General features: G+C 71.2%; 11 protein-coding genes and 1 pseudogene. 3 read left to right on the forward strand and 9 right to left on the reverse strand.

All coding sequences use genetic code 11. From position 1 onward, the window contains the following. Nucleotides 1-379, forward strand: a 379-nt coding sequence (locus G3I19_RS36985) for a hypothetical protein (RefSeq protein WP_343235214.1), incomplete at its 5' end; no start/stop codon positions are given. Here the strand turns inward: G3I19_RS36985 and G3I19_RS26140 are convergent. Further along, entirely contained in the window at nucleotides 289-816 is a 528-nt protein-coding gene (locus tag G3I19_RS26140; RefSeq protein ID WP_164266163.1) for a DoxX family protein, read from the reverse strand. The two genes, G3I19_RS36985 and G3I19_RS26140, sit on opposite strands and share 91 nt — an antisense overlap. 140 nt (nucleotides 817-956) lie before the next feature. Beyond that, on the reverse strand, nucleotides 957-2,183 hold the full coding sequence (locus G3I19_RS26150) for a YafY family protein (RefSeq protein ID WP_239074836.1): 1,227 nt from the start codon (nucleotides 2,181-2,183) through the stop codon (nucleotides 957-959). A gap of 100 nt (nucleotides 2,184-2,283) precedes the next feature. Here G3I19_RS26150 and G3I19_RS26155 point away from each other — a divergent pair, with 100 nt between their 5' ends. Further along, entirely contained in the window at nucleotides 2,284-2,682 is a 399-nt protein-coding gene (locus G3I19_RS26155; RefSeq protein ID WP_164266164.1) for a VOC family protein, read from the forward strand. Nucleotides 2,683-2,796: 114 nt separating this feature from the next. Here the strand turns inward: G3I19_RS26155 and G3I19_RS26160 are convergent, their stop codons facing one another. The 3 genes from G3I19_RS26160 to guaA all read right to left on the reverse strand — a co-directional run bounded on the left by G3I19_RS26160 (nucleotide 2,797) and on the right by guaA (nucleotide 6,953). Then, on the reverse strand, nucleotides 2,797-4,080 hold the full coding sequence (locus G3I19_RS26160; protein ID WP_164266165.1) for a hypothetical protein: 1,284 nt from the start codon (nucleotides 4,078-4,080) through the stop codon (nucleotides 2,797-2,799). 201 nt (nucleotides 4,081-4,281) lie between these two features. Beyond that, on the reverse strand, nucleotides 4,282-5,145 hold the full coding sequence (locus G3I19_RS26165; RefSeq protein WP_275402781.1) for a class II aldolase/adducin family protein: 864 nt from the start codon (nucleotides 5,143-5,145) through the stop codon (nucleotides 4,282-4,284). 230 nt (nucleotides 5,146-5,375) lie between these two features. Continuing rightward, nucleotides 5,376-6,953 (reverse strand): glutamine-hydrolyzing GMP synthase, encoded by a 1,578-nt coding sequence (guaA, locus tag G3I19_RS26170; protein WP_164266166.1) that lies wholly within the window; start codon nucleotides 6,951-6,953, stop codon nucleotides 5,376-5,378. Between the two features lie 422 nt (nucleotides 6,954-7,375). Between guaA and G3I19_RS26175 the strand changes: the two genes are divergently transcribed. Further along, nucleotides 7,376-7,648: a chorismate mutase gene (locus G3I19_RS26175; RefSeq protein ID WP_239074838.1), complete on the forward strand. Its 273-nt coding sequence runs from the start codon at nucleotides 7,376-7,378 to the stop codon at nucleotides 7,646-7,648. Between the two features lie 845 nt (nucleotides 7,649-8,493). Here G3I19_RS26175 and G3I19_RS26180 read toward each other — a convergent pair. From G3I19_RS26180 to G3I19_RS26195, 4 genes and pseudogenes are all read right to left on the reverse strand, one after another. Further along, complete coding sequence (locus G3I19_RS26180) at nucleotides 8,494-10,308, reverse strand: GMC family oxidoreductase (protein ID WP_164266168.1); 1,815 nt, start codon at nucleotides 10,306-10,308, stop codon at nucleotides 8,494-8,496. Between the two features lie 37 nt (nucleotides 10,309-10,345). Then, nucleotides 10,346-11,968 (reverse strand): succinic semialdehyde dehydrogenase, encoded by a 1,623-nt coding sequence (locus G3I19_RS26185; RefSeq protein ID WP_164266169.1) that lies wholly within the window; start codon nucleotides 11,966-11,968, stop codon nucleotides 10,346-10,348. A 199-nt stretch (nucleotides 11,969-12,167) separates the two neighbouring features. Further along, entirely contained in the window at nucleotides 12,168-14,000 is a 1,833-nt protein-coding gene (locus G3I19_RS26190; protein WP_343235215.1) for a protein kinase, read from the reverse strand. A gap of 128 nt (nucleotides 14,001-14,128) precedes the next feature. After that, a pseudogene (locus G3I19_RS26195) lies at nucleotides 14,129-14,981 on the reverse strand (serine/threonine protein kinase); the annotation flags it as partial.

A 14,981-nucleotide genomic window follows, 5' to 3' on the forward strand; every position in this document is an offset into this window, starting at 1 on the left:
GGGCGCGCGGCCCGGTGGCTCGCACGCCGGTGGGGCGCAGCCCGGTGGGGCGCAGCCCGGTGGGGCGCAGCCCGGTGGTTGGCAGCCCGGTGAATCGCGGCCCGGTCGGCCGCGGCGGGAGTTCCTGCACGAGTTCCGGCCGGGGAAGGCCGTCGCGGGGCTGGTGCTGCTGGGCATCGCGGCCGTCTACCTCGGTGACGCGGGTGGCCTCTGGCGGACCCCGCCCGTCGCCGCGCTGCCGATGCTCGCGGCCGGCCTGGTGCTGGCGGGGATCGCCAGTACGGTCGGTTACGGCATTCGGCGACGGGCGGCCAGAAGGGCGTCGGCCGAGAGCAGCGGCGATCCGGCGAGCAGGAGCGGCAGCCAGGCCATGAGGTAGGCGAGGTCGTTTCCGTAGTAGTACGGCGTGGACTGCCAGCTCACGGTCAGCCAGAGGCTCAGCGAGATCAGGGCGCCGCCGAGCGCCGCGACCCGGCCGTACAGCCCGAGCAAGGTGCCGATCCCGACGGCGATTTCACCGATGGCGATGGCGTAGCCGAAGCCGGCCGGGCTCTTCAGGGCGAGGTCCACGAGCGCCGGGACGGCCGCCGAACCGCGTACGGAGTGCAGGAGCTCGCCGAGGGAACCGGTGCCCGTCGCGTGCAGGAAGGCCGAGTCGGTGAGCTTGTCGATACCGGCGTACAAGAAGGTGACGCCGAGGAAGATGCGCAGCGGGAGCAGCGAGTACCGCCTGGCGGTCTCCTTCCAGCGGCCGTTCCGGCCGCGCACGCTCCCGCCGAGCCCGATGGGTGTGCCCGTCCGGTATCCCTGAACCATGGCCTGGTCCTGCCTCTCCGATTGCCCCGTGATGACCCCGTAGCGCGTGCCGGTGTGGCGAGACGCAGTCCTGATTTTGCGTCCCGTGCCGCCGCGCCCTGCCGACGGGGTACCCATCGGAGGCGACCGGGCCCCGCGCGTCAGGTGCGCCGGGCGTGGGACGCGAGGCGGTCGGCGAGTGCGACGACGAGTCCGCGCAGCTCGTCGGGGCGCTCGATGACGAACGGCAGGTCGAGCGAGGCCAGTACCGGCGGCAGCCAGTCCAGCCGCTCCACTCTCAGCTTGACGCACAGCCAGCCGTCGCCGTCTCTGTCGCTACCGCCGTGGCCGTCCCCGACACCGTGCCTGTCGCTGTCGCCGTGGCCGCCGTCCCCGCCGACGTCGCTGTCGCTACCGCCATGGCCGTCCCCGTCGCCGTGCCTGTCGCTGTCGCCGTGGCCGCCGTCCCCGCCGACGTCGCTGTCGCTACCGCCATGGCCGTCCCCGTCGCCACCCCTGCCGCTATCGCTGCCGCTGCCGCTGCCGCCATGGCTGTCATCTTCGCCGCCGCCCGACGGGTCTGCGGGCGTGGGCTCCTCGACGGTCGCCACCGAGGCCGGCAGGCGGGTGCGGATCTGGTCGACCGTGCCGCGGATCCGCAGGACCACCTCGTACCGGTACCCGGCCGTGGCGAACCCCGACAGCACGCGCTCGGCCGGCCCGGGTCCGGCAGGCTCGTCGAACGAGCCGGGCAGGGCCCGCGCGGCCGCGATGCGGTCGAGCCGGAAAGTCCGGTCCTCGCCGATCCCGGGGTCCGCGCCCGTCACGTACCACCGGCCGGCGTGGGCGACGATCCCGTACGGGTGCAGCGGGCGCTCGCTGCGCCGGCCTTCGCGGTCGGTGTAGCGGACCGATACCGGCCGGCGGTGGCGTACCGCGTCGGCGATCGTGAGCAGGACATCGGAGTCCGGCGCGGCGAACTCGCCGGGCGGCGCCGTGAACGCCAGGGATTCCAGGACCGTTTCGAGCCTGCGGGCCACGCGTGCGGGAAGCACCCGGCGGATCTTGGCCGCCGCCGTCTCGGTCGCCGTGTCCGCCGCCGTCATCAGCCCCGACCGGCGGCCGGCGACCAGGCCGAGCAGCACGGCGAGTGCCTCGTCGTCGCTGAACATGAGCGGCGGCAGCCGGTATCCGGAGGCGAGGCGGTACCCGCCGTAGCGGCCCCGCACCGCCTCCACCGGCACATCGAGGTCGACCAGCTGGTCCACGTACCGCCGCACGGTCCGTCCCTCGACGCCGAGCCGGTCGGCGAGTTCGGCCACTGTCCGGATACCGCCCGACTGCAACAGCTCCAGAAGAGTCAGCACACGTGCGGTCGGTCGGGACATATCCGAAGCCTAACGCTCATACAGGACCGATTCTGTCCTCTATTCGTCCTAAGCTGCACAGCACAGGGCTCTACCAACCCGCACATTCAGGGAGAACACCATGGATTTCGTCTCGGTTCGCATCATCACCGGCGACGTGGCACGCCTCGTCGAGTTCTACGAGAAGGCCACCGGGGTACGGGCGGCCTGGGCCACCGAGGACTTCGCCGAGCTCAGCACCCCGCACACCACCCTCGCGATCGCCAGTACGCGCACGGTCCCGCTGTTCGCACCGGGTTCCGCACGGCCCGCGGACAACCACAGCGTGATCATCGAGTTCCTCGTCGATGACGTGGACCGCGTGCACGGCGCTCTGGACGGCCTGGTGACCGACTTCGTCAGCGGTCCCACCACGATGCCCTGGGGCAACCGGTCGCTGCTCTTCCGCGACCCCGACGGCAACCTCGTCAACTTCTTCACCCCGGTCACCCCGGCCGCCATCGAGAAGTTCACCCGCTGACAAGCGGAAACCAGGGCCCGCCACGTCCAGCCCGTCGGTCCGGCAGCCCGTCAGGCCCGCCACGTCCAGCCCGTCGGTCCGGCAGCCCGTCAGGCCCGTCACTCCATCAGTCCGTCAGTCCGTCACGTCGATCTCGCACGCCGCGGTCTCCACCCCGGCCGCCGTCACCACGCGTACCTCCACCCGGCCCGGCTCGACCTCCACCGGCACGGGCACCGTCAGCACCGTGTCCGACGGATTGGCGAAACCGCCCGGCACCGGAACCAGCGGCACATGGACATGCACCGTGCCGATGCGCACCACCATCCGGGCCAGCAGGTCAGGGGTCCCGGCCCCCGGCGGCACGAAGCCCGCACCGCGGATCTCGATGTCGTCGCCGGTACGGATCGGGGCGTCCAGGTCCCCGGCCTCCCGTGACCTCACCACCGAGAGCACCACGGGCCTGCCGCCCTCCGCGTACTTGCCGGCGAAGTACGTCACGGCCGAGACCACCACCAGAAGCGCCGGCCCCCACGGGAGGTCGGGCAGCTGATCGGGGCGGCGGGCCAGACGTACCGCGGCGAACAGCACCGCGGCCGCACTGACCAGGACGTACTGCACATCCGCGAAGCTGCCGCGCCCGGAGTCGTCGGTGAGGAGATCGGCGGCGCGCGGGCGGTCGGCCCGCACCTTCTGGAGCTTCTGGGCCGGCACCCGCAGCGCGACCACCCGCCGCACCACCACGGCGACGGCGCAGACCAGCGCGAGCACCGTCACCAGGCCGGCGCCGCGGGCCAGGCCGAGTCCGGCGATCAGAGCGTCGCGCCTGCCGTGCCCCGACGCCCCGGCGAGCTGGAGCGAGAGCACCAGGACGGAGAAGACGGCGAACAGCACCCACATGACGGCGACCGCCCGGGAGGTGGAGAGCCTGTTGTCCTCGCCGATCACCGGGGCCAGCAGACCACCGCGCGCCCGGTGGGTGCGGGCCGCGCCGGTCAGCAGGGCCGCGGTGAGCAGGGCGGCGATCAGCCCCGCGGTACGGGCCGTGCTCCAGCCCGCACCGATCGCGGTCACCGCCTCGGCGAGCACCAGGACCACCACGCTCCCCCACACCACCAGCAGCGTGCGCACCCAGACCTGCTGGAACCACGCCTCACCGGCCTCGCGGGCGCGTTCGGCCACCGCGTGGGCCGACTCCGTCAGTTCGTCGGAGACCCACTGCCGCGACGCCCCGGCCGAGTGGGCGACTCCGGCGGGCAGCCCCTCGCCGGCGGCCAGCCCGTCCCGCTGGGCGAGGAACGCGGCAACAGCGCGCCGGTGTCCCTCACGCGCGCCGTGCGGGCAGTCCGGGCAGGTGCACCCGCCGCCGTGCGCCCCGGCGTGCGGGCCTTCGCCCTGTCTTGCTTCCTGTACCGCCACGCAGAACGCCGCCCTCTTCCCGCCCCGTGCACTTCCCGCACACCGTTGAACTTCCTTGCAACTCAAGGGGATTGTGCCGCACCCAGGGAGCCGCACCGGCAGCAGGTCAGGTCAGACAGGGTGATTGACAGCACGTCAGGTTGACGAGCGTCCGCGGAGGCGCACCCGTACGGAAAGCTCATGCGCTCGTACGGGAGCGGCTCACGCCCCCGCGTCGGGGCCGGTTCCGCTGATCTGCCGCCACAGCGGCTGGTAGTTGATCCACGCCACCAGATCGCTGCCCAGCTGCTCACGGGTGGCGACCGCGTTCCTGTGGTCGATCAGTACGGGCTTCCCTGCGGCCCGCGCGGCGAGCTGGACCTGGCAGGAGCGCTCCATGGTGAGGAACCACCAGGCCGCCGCGTCCACCGAGTCGCCCACGGTCAGCAGGCCGTGGTTGCGCAGGATGATGGCCTTGCGCTCGCCGAGTGCGGCGGCGATGCTGCGGCCCTCCTCCTCGTCCACGACGACGCCCGTGTAGGAGTCGTAGAGAGCGTGATCCTCGTAGAACGCGCAGGCTTCCTGGGTGATGGGGTCGAGCAGCTCGCCCAGTGCGGACAGCGCCCGCCCGTGCAGCGAGTGGCTGTGTGCGACGGCGACGACCGCGGGCCTCGCCCGGTGCACCTGGGCGTGTACCGCGAAGGCGGCCTGGTTGACGTGGTGGCGGCCATCGACGACCTGTCCGTCGCCGTTGGCCAGGATCAGATCGCGCTCCCCCAGCTCCGCGAGCGGCGCCCCGAAGGGGTTCACCCAGAAACAGTCGGGGTAGCCCGGATCGCGGGCGGTGATGTGGCCCGAGACGCCGTCCTCGTACCCGTACCGCGCGAACAGCCGCAGCGCCCCCGCCAGCCTCGTCTTGCGGTACTGCCGCTCCTCCGCCAGCGTCTCGTGGACCGGCGGCATCGCGAACCGGAGCTGGTCCACCGGGACGGGCGCGGGCGCGGCTGCGGGCGCATGCGGGGAGGGGACGGGGGCGGGCGCTGAGCCGGGGGCAGAGGCCGGTATCGGGGCTGGCATCTCAGTCATGGCCGGAAGCTACCGCGCGTAACCGCAGGTGAACAGAGTCATGCAGAGAACAGAGCCGTGCCGGGAACAAAGTCCCGCCGTGAACAGAGTCCCGCCGTGAACAGAGCCGTGCCGGGAACAGAGCCGTGTCGGGAACAGAGTCGCGCACCGCTCTCCTCGCACAACGGCGAAGCGCCGCCGTACCGGATGTCCGGTGCGGCGGCGCTCGCCATGCGGTCGTCAGTCGCGGGTCACTCCCACTCGATGGTGCCCGGCGGCTTGCTCGTCACATCGAGCACCACACGGTTCACATCGGCGACCTCGTTGGTGATACGCGTCGAGATCTTGCCCAGCACCTCGTACGGCAGGCGCGTCCAGTCCGCCGTCATGGCGTCCTCGGACGAGACGGGCCGCAGCACGATCGGGTGGCCGTAGGTGCGGCCGTCGCCCTGGACGCCGACCGAGCGGACGTCCGCGAGCAGCACCACGGGGCACTGCCAGATCTCACGGTCGAGCCCGGCCGCCGTGAGCTCCTCACGGGCGATGGCGTCGGCTTCGCGCAGCAGGTCGAGGCGCTCCTTGGTGACGTCTCCGACGATGCGGATACCGAGGCCGGGGCCAGGGAAGGGCTGGCGCTGGACGATCTCGTCCGGCAGGCCGAGCTCCTGGCCGACCATCCGGACCTCGTCCTTGAAGAGCTGGCGCAACGGCTCGACGAGCTCGAACTCGATGTCGTCGGGCAGCCCGCCCACGTTGTGGTGGGACTTGATGTTGGCGGTGCCGGTGCCGCCGCCGGACTCGACCACGTCCGGGTAGAGCGTGCCCTGCACCAGGAACGCGACGTCCTCGCCTGCGTCAGCGATGATCTCGGCCTGGGCCTGCTCGAAGACCCGGATGAACTCACGCCCGATGATCTTCCGCTTCTCCTCGGGGTCGGAGACACCCTTGAGCGCGGTCAGGAAGCGGTCCTCGGCGTCGACCACCTTGAGCTGGACACCCGTGGCGGCGACGAAGTCCTTCTCGACCTGCTCCGTCTCCCCCTTGCGCATCAGCCCGTGGTCGACGTACACGCAGGTCAGCTGGGAGCCGATGGCCTTCTGTACCAGGGCGGCCGCGACGGCGGAGTCGACACCGCCGGAGAGCCCGCAGATGGCGCGCTTGGTACCGACCTGCTCACGGATCAGGGCGACCTGCTCATCGACGACGTTCGTCGTGGTCCAGGTCGGCTCGATGCCGGCGCCCCGGTAGAGGAAGTGCTCAAGGACCTGCTGGCCGTGGGTGGAGTGCAGCACCTCGGGGTGGTACTGGACGCCGTAGAGCTTCTTCTCGTCGTTCTCGAAGGCCGCGACAGGTACGACGTCGGTGGACGCGGTGACCGTGAACCCCTCGGGGGCGGCCGAGCAGGCGTCGCCGTGCGACATCCACACGGACTGCTCCGCCGGAGTGCCCTCGAAGAGGGTCGAAGCGGACTTGGAGACGGTGAGAGCGGTCCGGCCGTACTCCCGGGCGCCGTTGTCGTCGACCGTGCCGCCGAGGGTGGTCGCCATCAGCTGGAAGCCGTAGCACATGCCGAAGACGGGGACCCCGGCCTCGAAGAGCGCCCGGTCGAGGGTGGGCGCGCCCGGCGCGTACACGGACGACGGGCCACCGGAGAGGATGATCGCCCTCGGGTTCTTCGCCAGCATCTCGGCCACCGGCATGGTGGACGGCACGATCTCGCTGTAGACCCGCGCCTCACGGACGCGACGGGCGATGAGCTGGGCGTACTGCGCGCCGAAGTCGACTACGAGGACGACCTCGGGGGCGGCGGCGGGGGGTGCTGCTGGCACGGGGCGGCCTTCCGGCGGGAAAGGAGGGTGTCTTGTATCAGGGGCTTGTATGTCGATTCTAACGGGGCCGCGGGAACCGGCTTGTCTCTCCCTCCGGAGGCCGTCCATAATGACGCCATGCATCAGCAGCTGACCTTCGTCTTTACCTATGGCACCGGCCCGTCCGGCTGCCATGGTCGTGCTGCTTGATCCTCCGCTGACAAGCACTTCCCCAGGCGCCCCGGACCGGCAAGGTCCGGGGCGCCTGTGCATTCCGGACGATGCCGCTCCGGGGGCCGCGCCCCCGCAAGGAGTTCGGACCCATGAGCACCAGCACCCACACCGGCCCCCAGACGCACAGCACAGACCCACACAGCACAGACCTGCACAGCACAGACCTGCACGGCGCTGAACCGCACAGCACAGACCCACACAGCACAGACCTGCACAGCACCGGCGCGCACACAGGCGAGGCGGCGGGCGTCATCACCGGCGCGCGTGAGCGCATCGACAGCCTCGACGACCGGATCATCGGCCTGATCCAGGAACGGATGGCGGTGTCCGCCGTCATCCAGGACGCCCGGATGACATCGGGCGGGCGCCGGGTGAACCTCTCCCGCGAGATGGAGGTCCTGGGCCACTACAGCGAGGCGCTCGGCAAGCCGGGCACGGGGCTGGCGATGACCGTGCTCGAACTGTGCCGGGGACGGATCTGAGGCGGCCGGGGACAGCCCGTATCTGAGTTCGGGCCCGCCCTCACCCGTACGGCGCGTGACCGGTCCCGGCCGCCCTTCGTTGGTCCAGGCGTCCGTGTCAGCCAGGGGCGGCCTGTTGGAAAGAGGAAACCACGCGTGGCTTCGCTGGGGTGTGTGACGTACTGCAGGTGCGTCGTGGGACCACGTCTCAGCGCGTGTGACCGGGCGGCAGGGGACAGCGGCCCGGTCACCCGAGGCAGTCGGTTCCGGGGACGCCCGGAGCCGGCAGCCCCGGCACAGCACAGAGCCCAGTCCCCGCGCACAGAACCCAGTCCAGGCGCACAGAGCCGAGCCCCGGCACACAGTTCCGGCACCCAGCCCCGGCAGCAACGCACAGCGGCAGGTCCCGCCCGCAATCCCGCATTCCCGTAATCCCGCATTCCTCCGCGGCGCACCCCCTCCGGCGCCGCCACCCGGCACCGGTGCTGCCCTGACGCCGGTGCCGAAGAGCCAGGGGCCCGTGGCATCACTTCCGCGGGCCCCTGGCTTCGTCGTACGCCACCCATGAGGCACCGCACCCCGGACACCGCACACACCCGCGACGCACCCGCGACCCACCCACGACCCATCCGTGACCCATCCGTGACGCAGCTCACACCGGGATTCCGGGGCCTCGGAAGCAACCATTCAGCGGCCCGGTCAGTCATCCATGCGTACCCACCAGTGGCCCCACCCGTGTGCACGAGTCACACAGCGGGGCCCGGTCGGCACCGACTCGGGAGGGCTGCACTCGGAGGGGGGTGCAGCCCTCCCGCCGTGTACGGGGGCCTGCGGAACCGACGGGTCGGCGGAATCCGCGGATGGGGCTACTCCCGCGGCGGGACCTCCGGCATCCCCAGGAACGGCAGCCTCAGCGCGCCGAAGGCGGCCTCCGGCACGGCCGGAGAGCCTGGCTCGACGGCGGCGAGGCGTTCGTAGGGCTGCCCCTGCTCGGGGCGCGGGTCCGCTTCACCCTTGTTGGGCCAGTACGACATGGCGCGCTCCGCCTGCGCGGTGATGGTCAGCGAGGGGTTGACGCCGAGGTTCGCCGACACCGCCGAGCCGTCGACCACCGAGATGCCCGGATGCCCGTACAGCCGGTGGTACGGGTCGATCACCCCCTCATCCGCGGACGCGCCGATCGCACAGCCCCCCAGGAAGTGCGCGGTCAGCGGGGTCCCCATCAGCTCGCCGACATTCGACCCGGGGAACCCGTTGATCTCCTCGGCGATCAGCGTCGCGGCCCGGGTCCCCTCGGCGATCTGCTTCGGGTTGGGCGCGCCGTGGCCCTGCCTGGCCGTCAGCAGACCCTTACCGATCCCGCCCGGTTTGCGGTACGTCGTCAGGGAGTTGTCCAGCGACTGCATCACCAGACCGATGATGGTCCGCTCGGACCAGCGCCGGTTGGACAGTGAACGGGCCGTCAGCCAGGGGTGCTTGGCGACGTTCCCGAGCCAGCCGAGTACCCGCCGGGACCCGAACGGCACCTGGATGATGGACATCGCGCCCATCGCGTTGGACCCCTTGCCGTACCGCACCGGCTCGATGTGGGTGTCCGCGTCCGGGTGGATCGACGAGGTGATCGCGACGCCCTGGGTGAAGTCGGCCTTCGGGACGCCGTGCTTCCTGCGGTAGCGGCGGTCGGTGGTCTGCGAGCCCACCAGCGCCTCGGAGTTGGTGCGGGTCAGCTCCCCGAGCTTCGCCGAGATACGCGGCAGCAGCCCCTGGTCCTTCATGGTGTGGAGCAGGGTCTGCGTGCCGTACGTCCCGGCTGCGACCACCACGTGCCGGGCGCGCAGCACCCGCGGCGCGCCCTTGCGGGCATCGGTCGTGACGGTGGTGACGCGGTGTCCGCCCTCGCCGTCCTCCGCGATCGCGGTCACCGAGGTCAGCGGATGGATGACCGCGCCCGCCCGCTCGGCGAGATAGAGGTAGTTCTCGGTGAGGGTGTTCTTCGCGCCGTGGCGGCAGCCCGTCATGCACTCACCGCACTCAGTGCACGCCTTGCGGGAGGGGCCGGCCCCGCCGAAGTACGGGTCGTCGACGGCCTTGCCCGGCTCGGCCCTCGCCGTGCCGTCCGAGTCCTCCCCGTCGCCGAAGAAGACCCCCACGGGCGCCATGTGGAAGGAGTCCCCCACCCCCATCGCGTCGGCGGACGCCTTCAGATGGACGTCCGACGGCGTCATCGTCGGGTTGAGCCGCACGCCGAGCATGCGCTGCGCCTGGTCGTAGTACGGGGCCAGTTCGGCCTGCCAGTCGGTGATGGACGCCCACTGCCGGTCCTGGAAGAACGGCGCCGGGGGGACGTACAGCGTGTTGGCGTAGTTGAGGGAACCGCCGCCGACACCCGCGCCCGCCAGCACCATGACGTTGCCGAGGAGGTGGACGCGCTGGATGCCGTAGAGACCGAGCGCCGGGGCCCAGAGGTAGTTCTTGATGTCCCAGGAGTTCTTGGGGAGGGTGCCAGGCGTGAAGCGGCGGCCCGCCTCCAGGACACCCACCCGGTAGCCCTTCTCGGTGAGCCGCAGCGCGGTGACCGAGCCGCCGAAGCCGGAGCCGACCACCAGGACGTCGTAGTCGTACGGCGCGTCCGGGTCGCCGCCGGCCGGTCCCGCACCGCGGACAGAGTTCTCCTGTGACATTGACTCTCCTCTTGGAAAATGCGCGGGAGGCGGCGGATCAGCGCAGGCGCAGAGCCTTCATCGCCTTGAGGCTGCGGCTCATGAAAGCGGCGTACTTCTCGTCGTCCATCCCGAAGGACGGCGCCATCGGCATCACCCGCTGGTGCGCCACGGTCTGCGCCTCGGTGTACTTGAGGATGCCCTCGGAGCCGTGCCTGCGGCCGAGGCCCGAGTCCTTCATTCCGCCCATCGGCGACTGCACACTGCCGTACGCGGGCGCGTACCCCTCGTTGATGTTGACGGTGCCGGTCCGCAGCCGGGCCGCGACGGCGTGGCCGCGGCTGCCGCTCCTGGTCCAGACGCTCGCGTTGAGGCCGTAGGGCGTGGCGTTGGCGGCGGTGACCGCCTCGTCCTCGTCCTTGAAGCGGTAGACCGAGACGACCGGCCCGAATGTCTCCTCGGTGCAGACGGCCATGGGCGCCTCGACGCCGTCCAGGATGGTGGGCTCGTAGAAGAGCGGGCCGATGTCCGTACGGTGCGCGCCGCCCGCGACCAGGGTGGCGCCCTTCGCCACGGCCTCCTCCACATGCCGCCGCACGGCCTCCAGCTGCCGTTCACCGGCGAGGGAGCCCATGTCGGCGCCGTACGCGAGGGAGTTGCCGAGGCGCATCGCCTTCGTACGCGCGGCGAAGCGTTCGAGGAAGGCGTCGGCGACCGACTCGTGCACATACAGCCGCTCGATGGAGATGCAGAGCTGGCCGGCCGACGAGAAGCAGGCGCGGACCGCACCCGAGGCCGCCTTCTCGATGTCCGCGTCCTCCAGGACCAGCATGGCGTTCTTGCCGCCGAGTTCGAGGGAGACGCCCACCAGGCGGTCGGCCGCTCCCCGGGCGACCTCGCGGCCGGTGCGGGTCGAGCCGGTGAAGGAGACGAAGTCGGCGTGCTTGACCAGCTCGGGGCCGACGACCGGGCCCTCCCCGATGACCACCTGGAAGACCTCGGCGGGCAGCCCGGCCTCGATGATCAGGTCGCGGGCCCAGAGCGCGGTCAGGGCGGTCTCGGTGTCGGGCTTCATCACCAGCGCGTTGCCGGAGACGAGGGCGGGCAGCGCGTCGCCGATGGACAGCTCGAAGGGGTAGTTCCAGGGGGCGATCTGGCCCACCACACCGCGCGGCTGGCGCACCTCGGTGACCTTGGTCAGCGTCGGGATCGCCCCGGTGTGGCCCTTGGGCTTGAGGTACGAGGGGGCCTTGCGGCCGTAGTGGCGCGCCGCGACGGCGACGGCCTGGACCTCTTCATGGGCGTGCAGCCTGGCCTTGCCGGTCTCCAGCTGGATGAGGTCGAGGACCTCGGCCTGCCGGGCGAGCACCAGGTCGTGGAAGCGCAGCAGGACGGCTGCCCTGGCCCTGGCGGGGGTCGCGGCCCACGCGGTCTGGGCCGCGCGGGCCCGCTCGAAGGCGGTCGCGACGTCCGCGGGGGTCGACTCGGGCAGGTCGGCCAGCTTCTCGCCGGTGAACGGGGTGTGGTTGGCCGTCCGTCCGGAACCCACCACGCCACGGGTCAGCTGGGCCACCACTTCGGGGGTGACCACATCGGCAGCGGTACGCACACCTGAGGGGGTGGGGGCGATCGGGTTCGTGCCGTGGGGGGCCGTGGCGGTGGGAGCCTGCGAGTCCGTCATGAGGGGAGGTTATGCCCCGGCGAAGAGTTTCGGTACCCATGAGTAACGCCTTTTCACGGTACCCACATATACCGCCAGTGATCGCTGGCGACATAAGCCCTGATCAGGCGGGTTGACCGCCACGAGCTGGTCTTCGGCCTGAGGGAGCAGGGGGCGGGGGTGGGGGTGGGGGTGGGCGGGACAGGAGGGTGGGCATGGTTCAGGCCGGCGGCTGCCAGTAGCGCAGGATCGTGTCGAAGCGACTGCGGTCCCAGTCGCGGGCCGGGCCGCCCATGTAGATCGCGTACTCGGCCTGACCGTGGTTCACGTTGTACATCTGGTCGATGGCGCGGCGCCGGCCCGGGTGCCCCTTGGTCTCGGTCCAGGTGAACTCCCAGAGCGCGGCGTCCTCGTCGCGGAAGTTGTTCACGTGCAGCGTGATCCGCCGGTAGTCGGGGAGCCGTTTGAGCTGCGGTTCGAGAGCGAGCTGATGCAGATACGGGGTGGAGTAGTCCGGGTCCTTGTCGATACTTATCCGGATGAAGTGATTGCCGTCGTCCGGCGTGTAGTCGATCTCGTTGGAGCCGTCCATCTGGCGCTTCCACCCGTTGGGCAGGACCAGGCTGAAACCTTCGGGCTCGTTCACCCGGTGCCAGCCGGCCGGTATACCTCCGTGCGGCTTGTTCTTCACACCGCCGTCCGTGCCGGCGCCATCTGTTCCGCCGCCGTCCGTCCCGCCGGAACCCGCCGCCGTACCACCGGAACCCTGCTGCCGGTTCTCGTACTTCATGACGCCGAAGCCGACCCCGGCACCGACCAGCACGGCGAGGGCCAGGACGAGGGCCCCGGTCCGTACACGCCGACGCTTCTGCCCTTTGCGCCCCCTCGGACTCTTCGCACCCCCCGGGCTCTCCGGCCCCTTGGGCGCGTCCGGAACCGTCCCTTCCCCGCCCGGTCCCGGTGCCGGCACGGAAGCCGGAACGGGTGCCGGCAGGGGAGCCGATCCCTGTGCGGGTATCTGCGCCGGTACCTGCTCCGGTATCTGCGCAGATCCATGCGCCGGTATCTGCTCGCCCCTCCGCGCGGACAGTTCCTCCTGCCCCGGCGCGGCGGCCTGCGTCACAGGCGTACCGGGTGAGCTGATCCGGCTCGTGGGCGTCGCGTCCTGGAGCATCCCCTCGGAGACCAGCTGCGTCGGAACGTACGCCTCCGCCTGCCGGGGCCTGCGCCCCTCCATGGCGTCGAGCAGCATGCGCTCCGCCTCGGCGGGCCCCGGCCGTTCGTCGGGGTCCTTGCGCAGCAGTCCGGTGATGACAGGCGTGAGCGGCCCGGCCCGGGTGAGCTTCGGCGGCTCGTCGTTCACGACGGCCTGGAGCGTGGAGATCGGCGAGGTGCGCCGGAAGGGCGAGCGCTCCTCGACGGCGGTGAAGAGCGTGGCACCCAGCGACCAGAGGTCGGATGCGGGGCCCGGCTCCTCCCCGTACACCCGCTCGGGGGCGAGGTAGTCGATGGAACCGACGATCTCGCCGGTCCTGGTGATCTCCGAGTCGCCCTCGATCGCGGCGATACCGAAGTCGGTGATGAGGACCCGGCGGTCGTGGGCGAGCAGCACGTTGCCCGGCTTCACATCGCGGTGGAGCACCCCCGCCGCGTGCGCGGCCCGCAACGCTCCCAGGACGTGCAGCCCCACCCGGGCGGCCTCTCGCGGGTCGAGCGCGCCGGACTCCTTGACCACATCGGCAAGTGAGGGACCGTCGACGTACTCCATGACGATCCACGGCCGGTCGTCGAACTCGATGACGTCATGAACCGTGACGACCCCGGGATGGTTGATACGCGCGGCGGCCCGCGCCTCCTTCTGCGTTCTGGCGTGCAGTACGGCCCGGTCGGCCTCCGAGACATACAGACCGGCCGTCAGTTCCTTGACGGCGACCGTCCGGTGCAGCACCTCGTCGTGAGCCCGCCAGACCTTGCCCATGCCGCCACGACCGATGAGTTCGCCCAGCCGATAGCGGCCGGCGAGCACCAAGTCCGCGCTGTGAGTGTGTTCCACGTGCCCCTGTCCGTTCCCTCGACTGCCAGGTTACGGACGGACATTCGGTCTTGGAACCTCGGGGCGCGCCGTGATACCGCACTGTGACGGGAATCGCCCGCTCCGCTCACTGCCCCGTCCCGCTCCGCTCACTTCACCGTTCGGTAGGTGGCGACGGCCTGTTCATAGATTTCGGTGACCTTGTCCCGCTGTGCTTCGGGGCCGATCACCTGCACGATGTGGTAGCGGCCTGCGATAATCATGGCCACATTGCGGACGTACACCTCGCGTCCGCTGCTGTCCTGCCAGGTGAACTGCCCTTCGGCCATGGCCTGCTTGCCGACGTCTATCCGGCGCAGCCCAGAGGCGGACGACCACGTGGAGTCACGGAACGGTTTGAGTTCGCGTTCCTTGTTGCGCTGGTACGCCATGGGGTCGGCGCCCTCGTCCTTGACACTGTCACGGCCGGGGACGACGACGAGCTCGAAGTCGCCGCCGAGGAAACGCACCTGGCCGGCGTCGTTGACGGGACGGCGCTCCCAGTCCTTGGCCACGGCCACCTGGAACCCTTCGGGATCCTTACGGACGGCGTAACCGGCCGCCGGCCCACCGCTGTCCGCCTCCGTGCCCTGCGGTGACTCGGGTGCACCGGCAGACCCTGACTGCTGGGCCCGGCCGGACCCGCCGGGCTGCGGGGAGGTGGGCTGCCCGGACGCGGATCCCGTCGGTACGGCGGCGGGCGCACCGGTGTTGTCGTGCCCCGAGTCACCGGCCTTCGGCATGAACTTCAGCGCGTACACGAGGGCGGCGACCAGCACGACCAGGATGACGACGAGCAGAGTCCGGCCGAGGGAGCGCGGCCTGGCGTCCGGCCCGGGCTGCCGTTCGGCCGGTGCGGACCGCTCGGACGGACCCGCCGCGACGGAACTCATCGGCTGCGCGGGGTACACCGGGCGCGCGGATCCGGCCGGGCGCTGCTCCCCGCGACGGCCGCTTCTGCGC

This window comes from Streptomyces sp. SID10853 (genome assembly GCF_010548145.1).
Classification (GTDB): domain Bacteria; phylum Actinomycetota; class Actinomycetes; order Streptomycetales; family Streptomycetaceae; genus Streptomyces.

Coding starts and splice junctions, on each gene's coding strand:
- G3I19_RS26140 (WP_164266163.1), bottom strand. CDS start 816: ATGGTTCAGGGATACCGGACGGGCACACCCATCGGGCTCGGCGGGAGC.
- G3I19_RS26150 (WP_239074836.1), bottom strand. CDS start 2,183: ATGTCCCGACCGACCGCACGTGTGCTGACTCTTCTGGAGCTGTTGCAG.
- G3I19_RS26155 (WP_164266164.1), top strand. CDS start 2,284: ATGGATTTCGTCTCGGTTCGCATCATCACCGGCGACGTGGCACGCCTC.
- G3I19_RS26165 (WP_275402781.1), bottom strand. CDS start 5,145: ATGACTGAGATGCCAGCCCCGATACCGGCCTCTGCCCCCGGCTCAGCG.
- G3I19_RS26180 (WP_164266168.1), bottom strand. CDS start 10,308: ATGTCACAGGAGAACTCTGTCCGCGGTGCGGGACCGGCCGGCGGCGAC.
- G3I19_RS26185 (WP_164266169.1), bottom strand. CDS start 11,968: ATGACGGACTCGCAGGCTCCCACCGCCACGGCCCCCCACGGCACGAAC.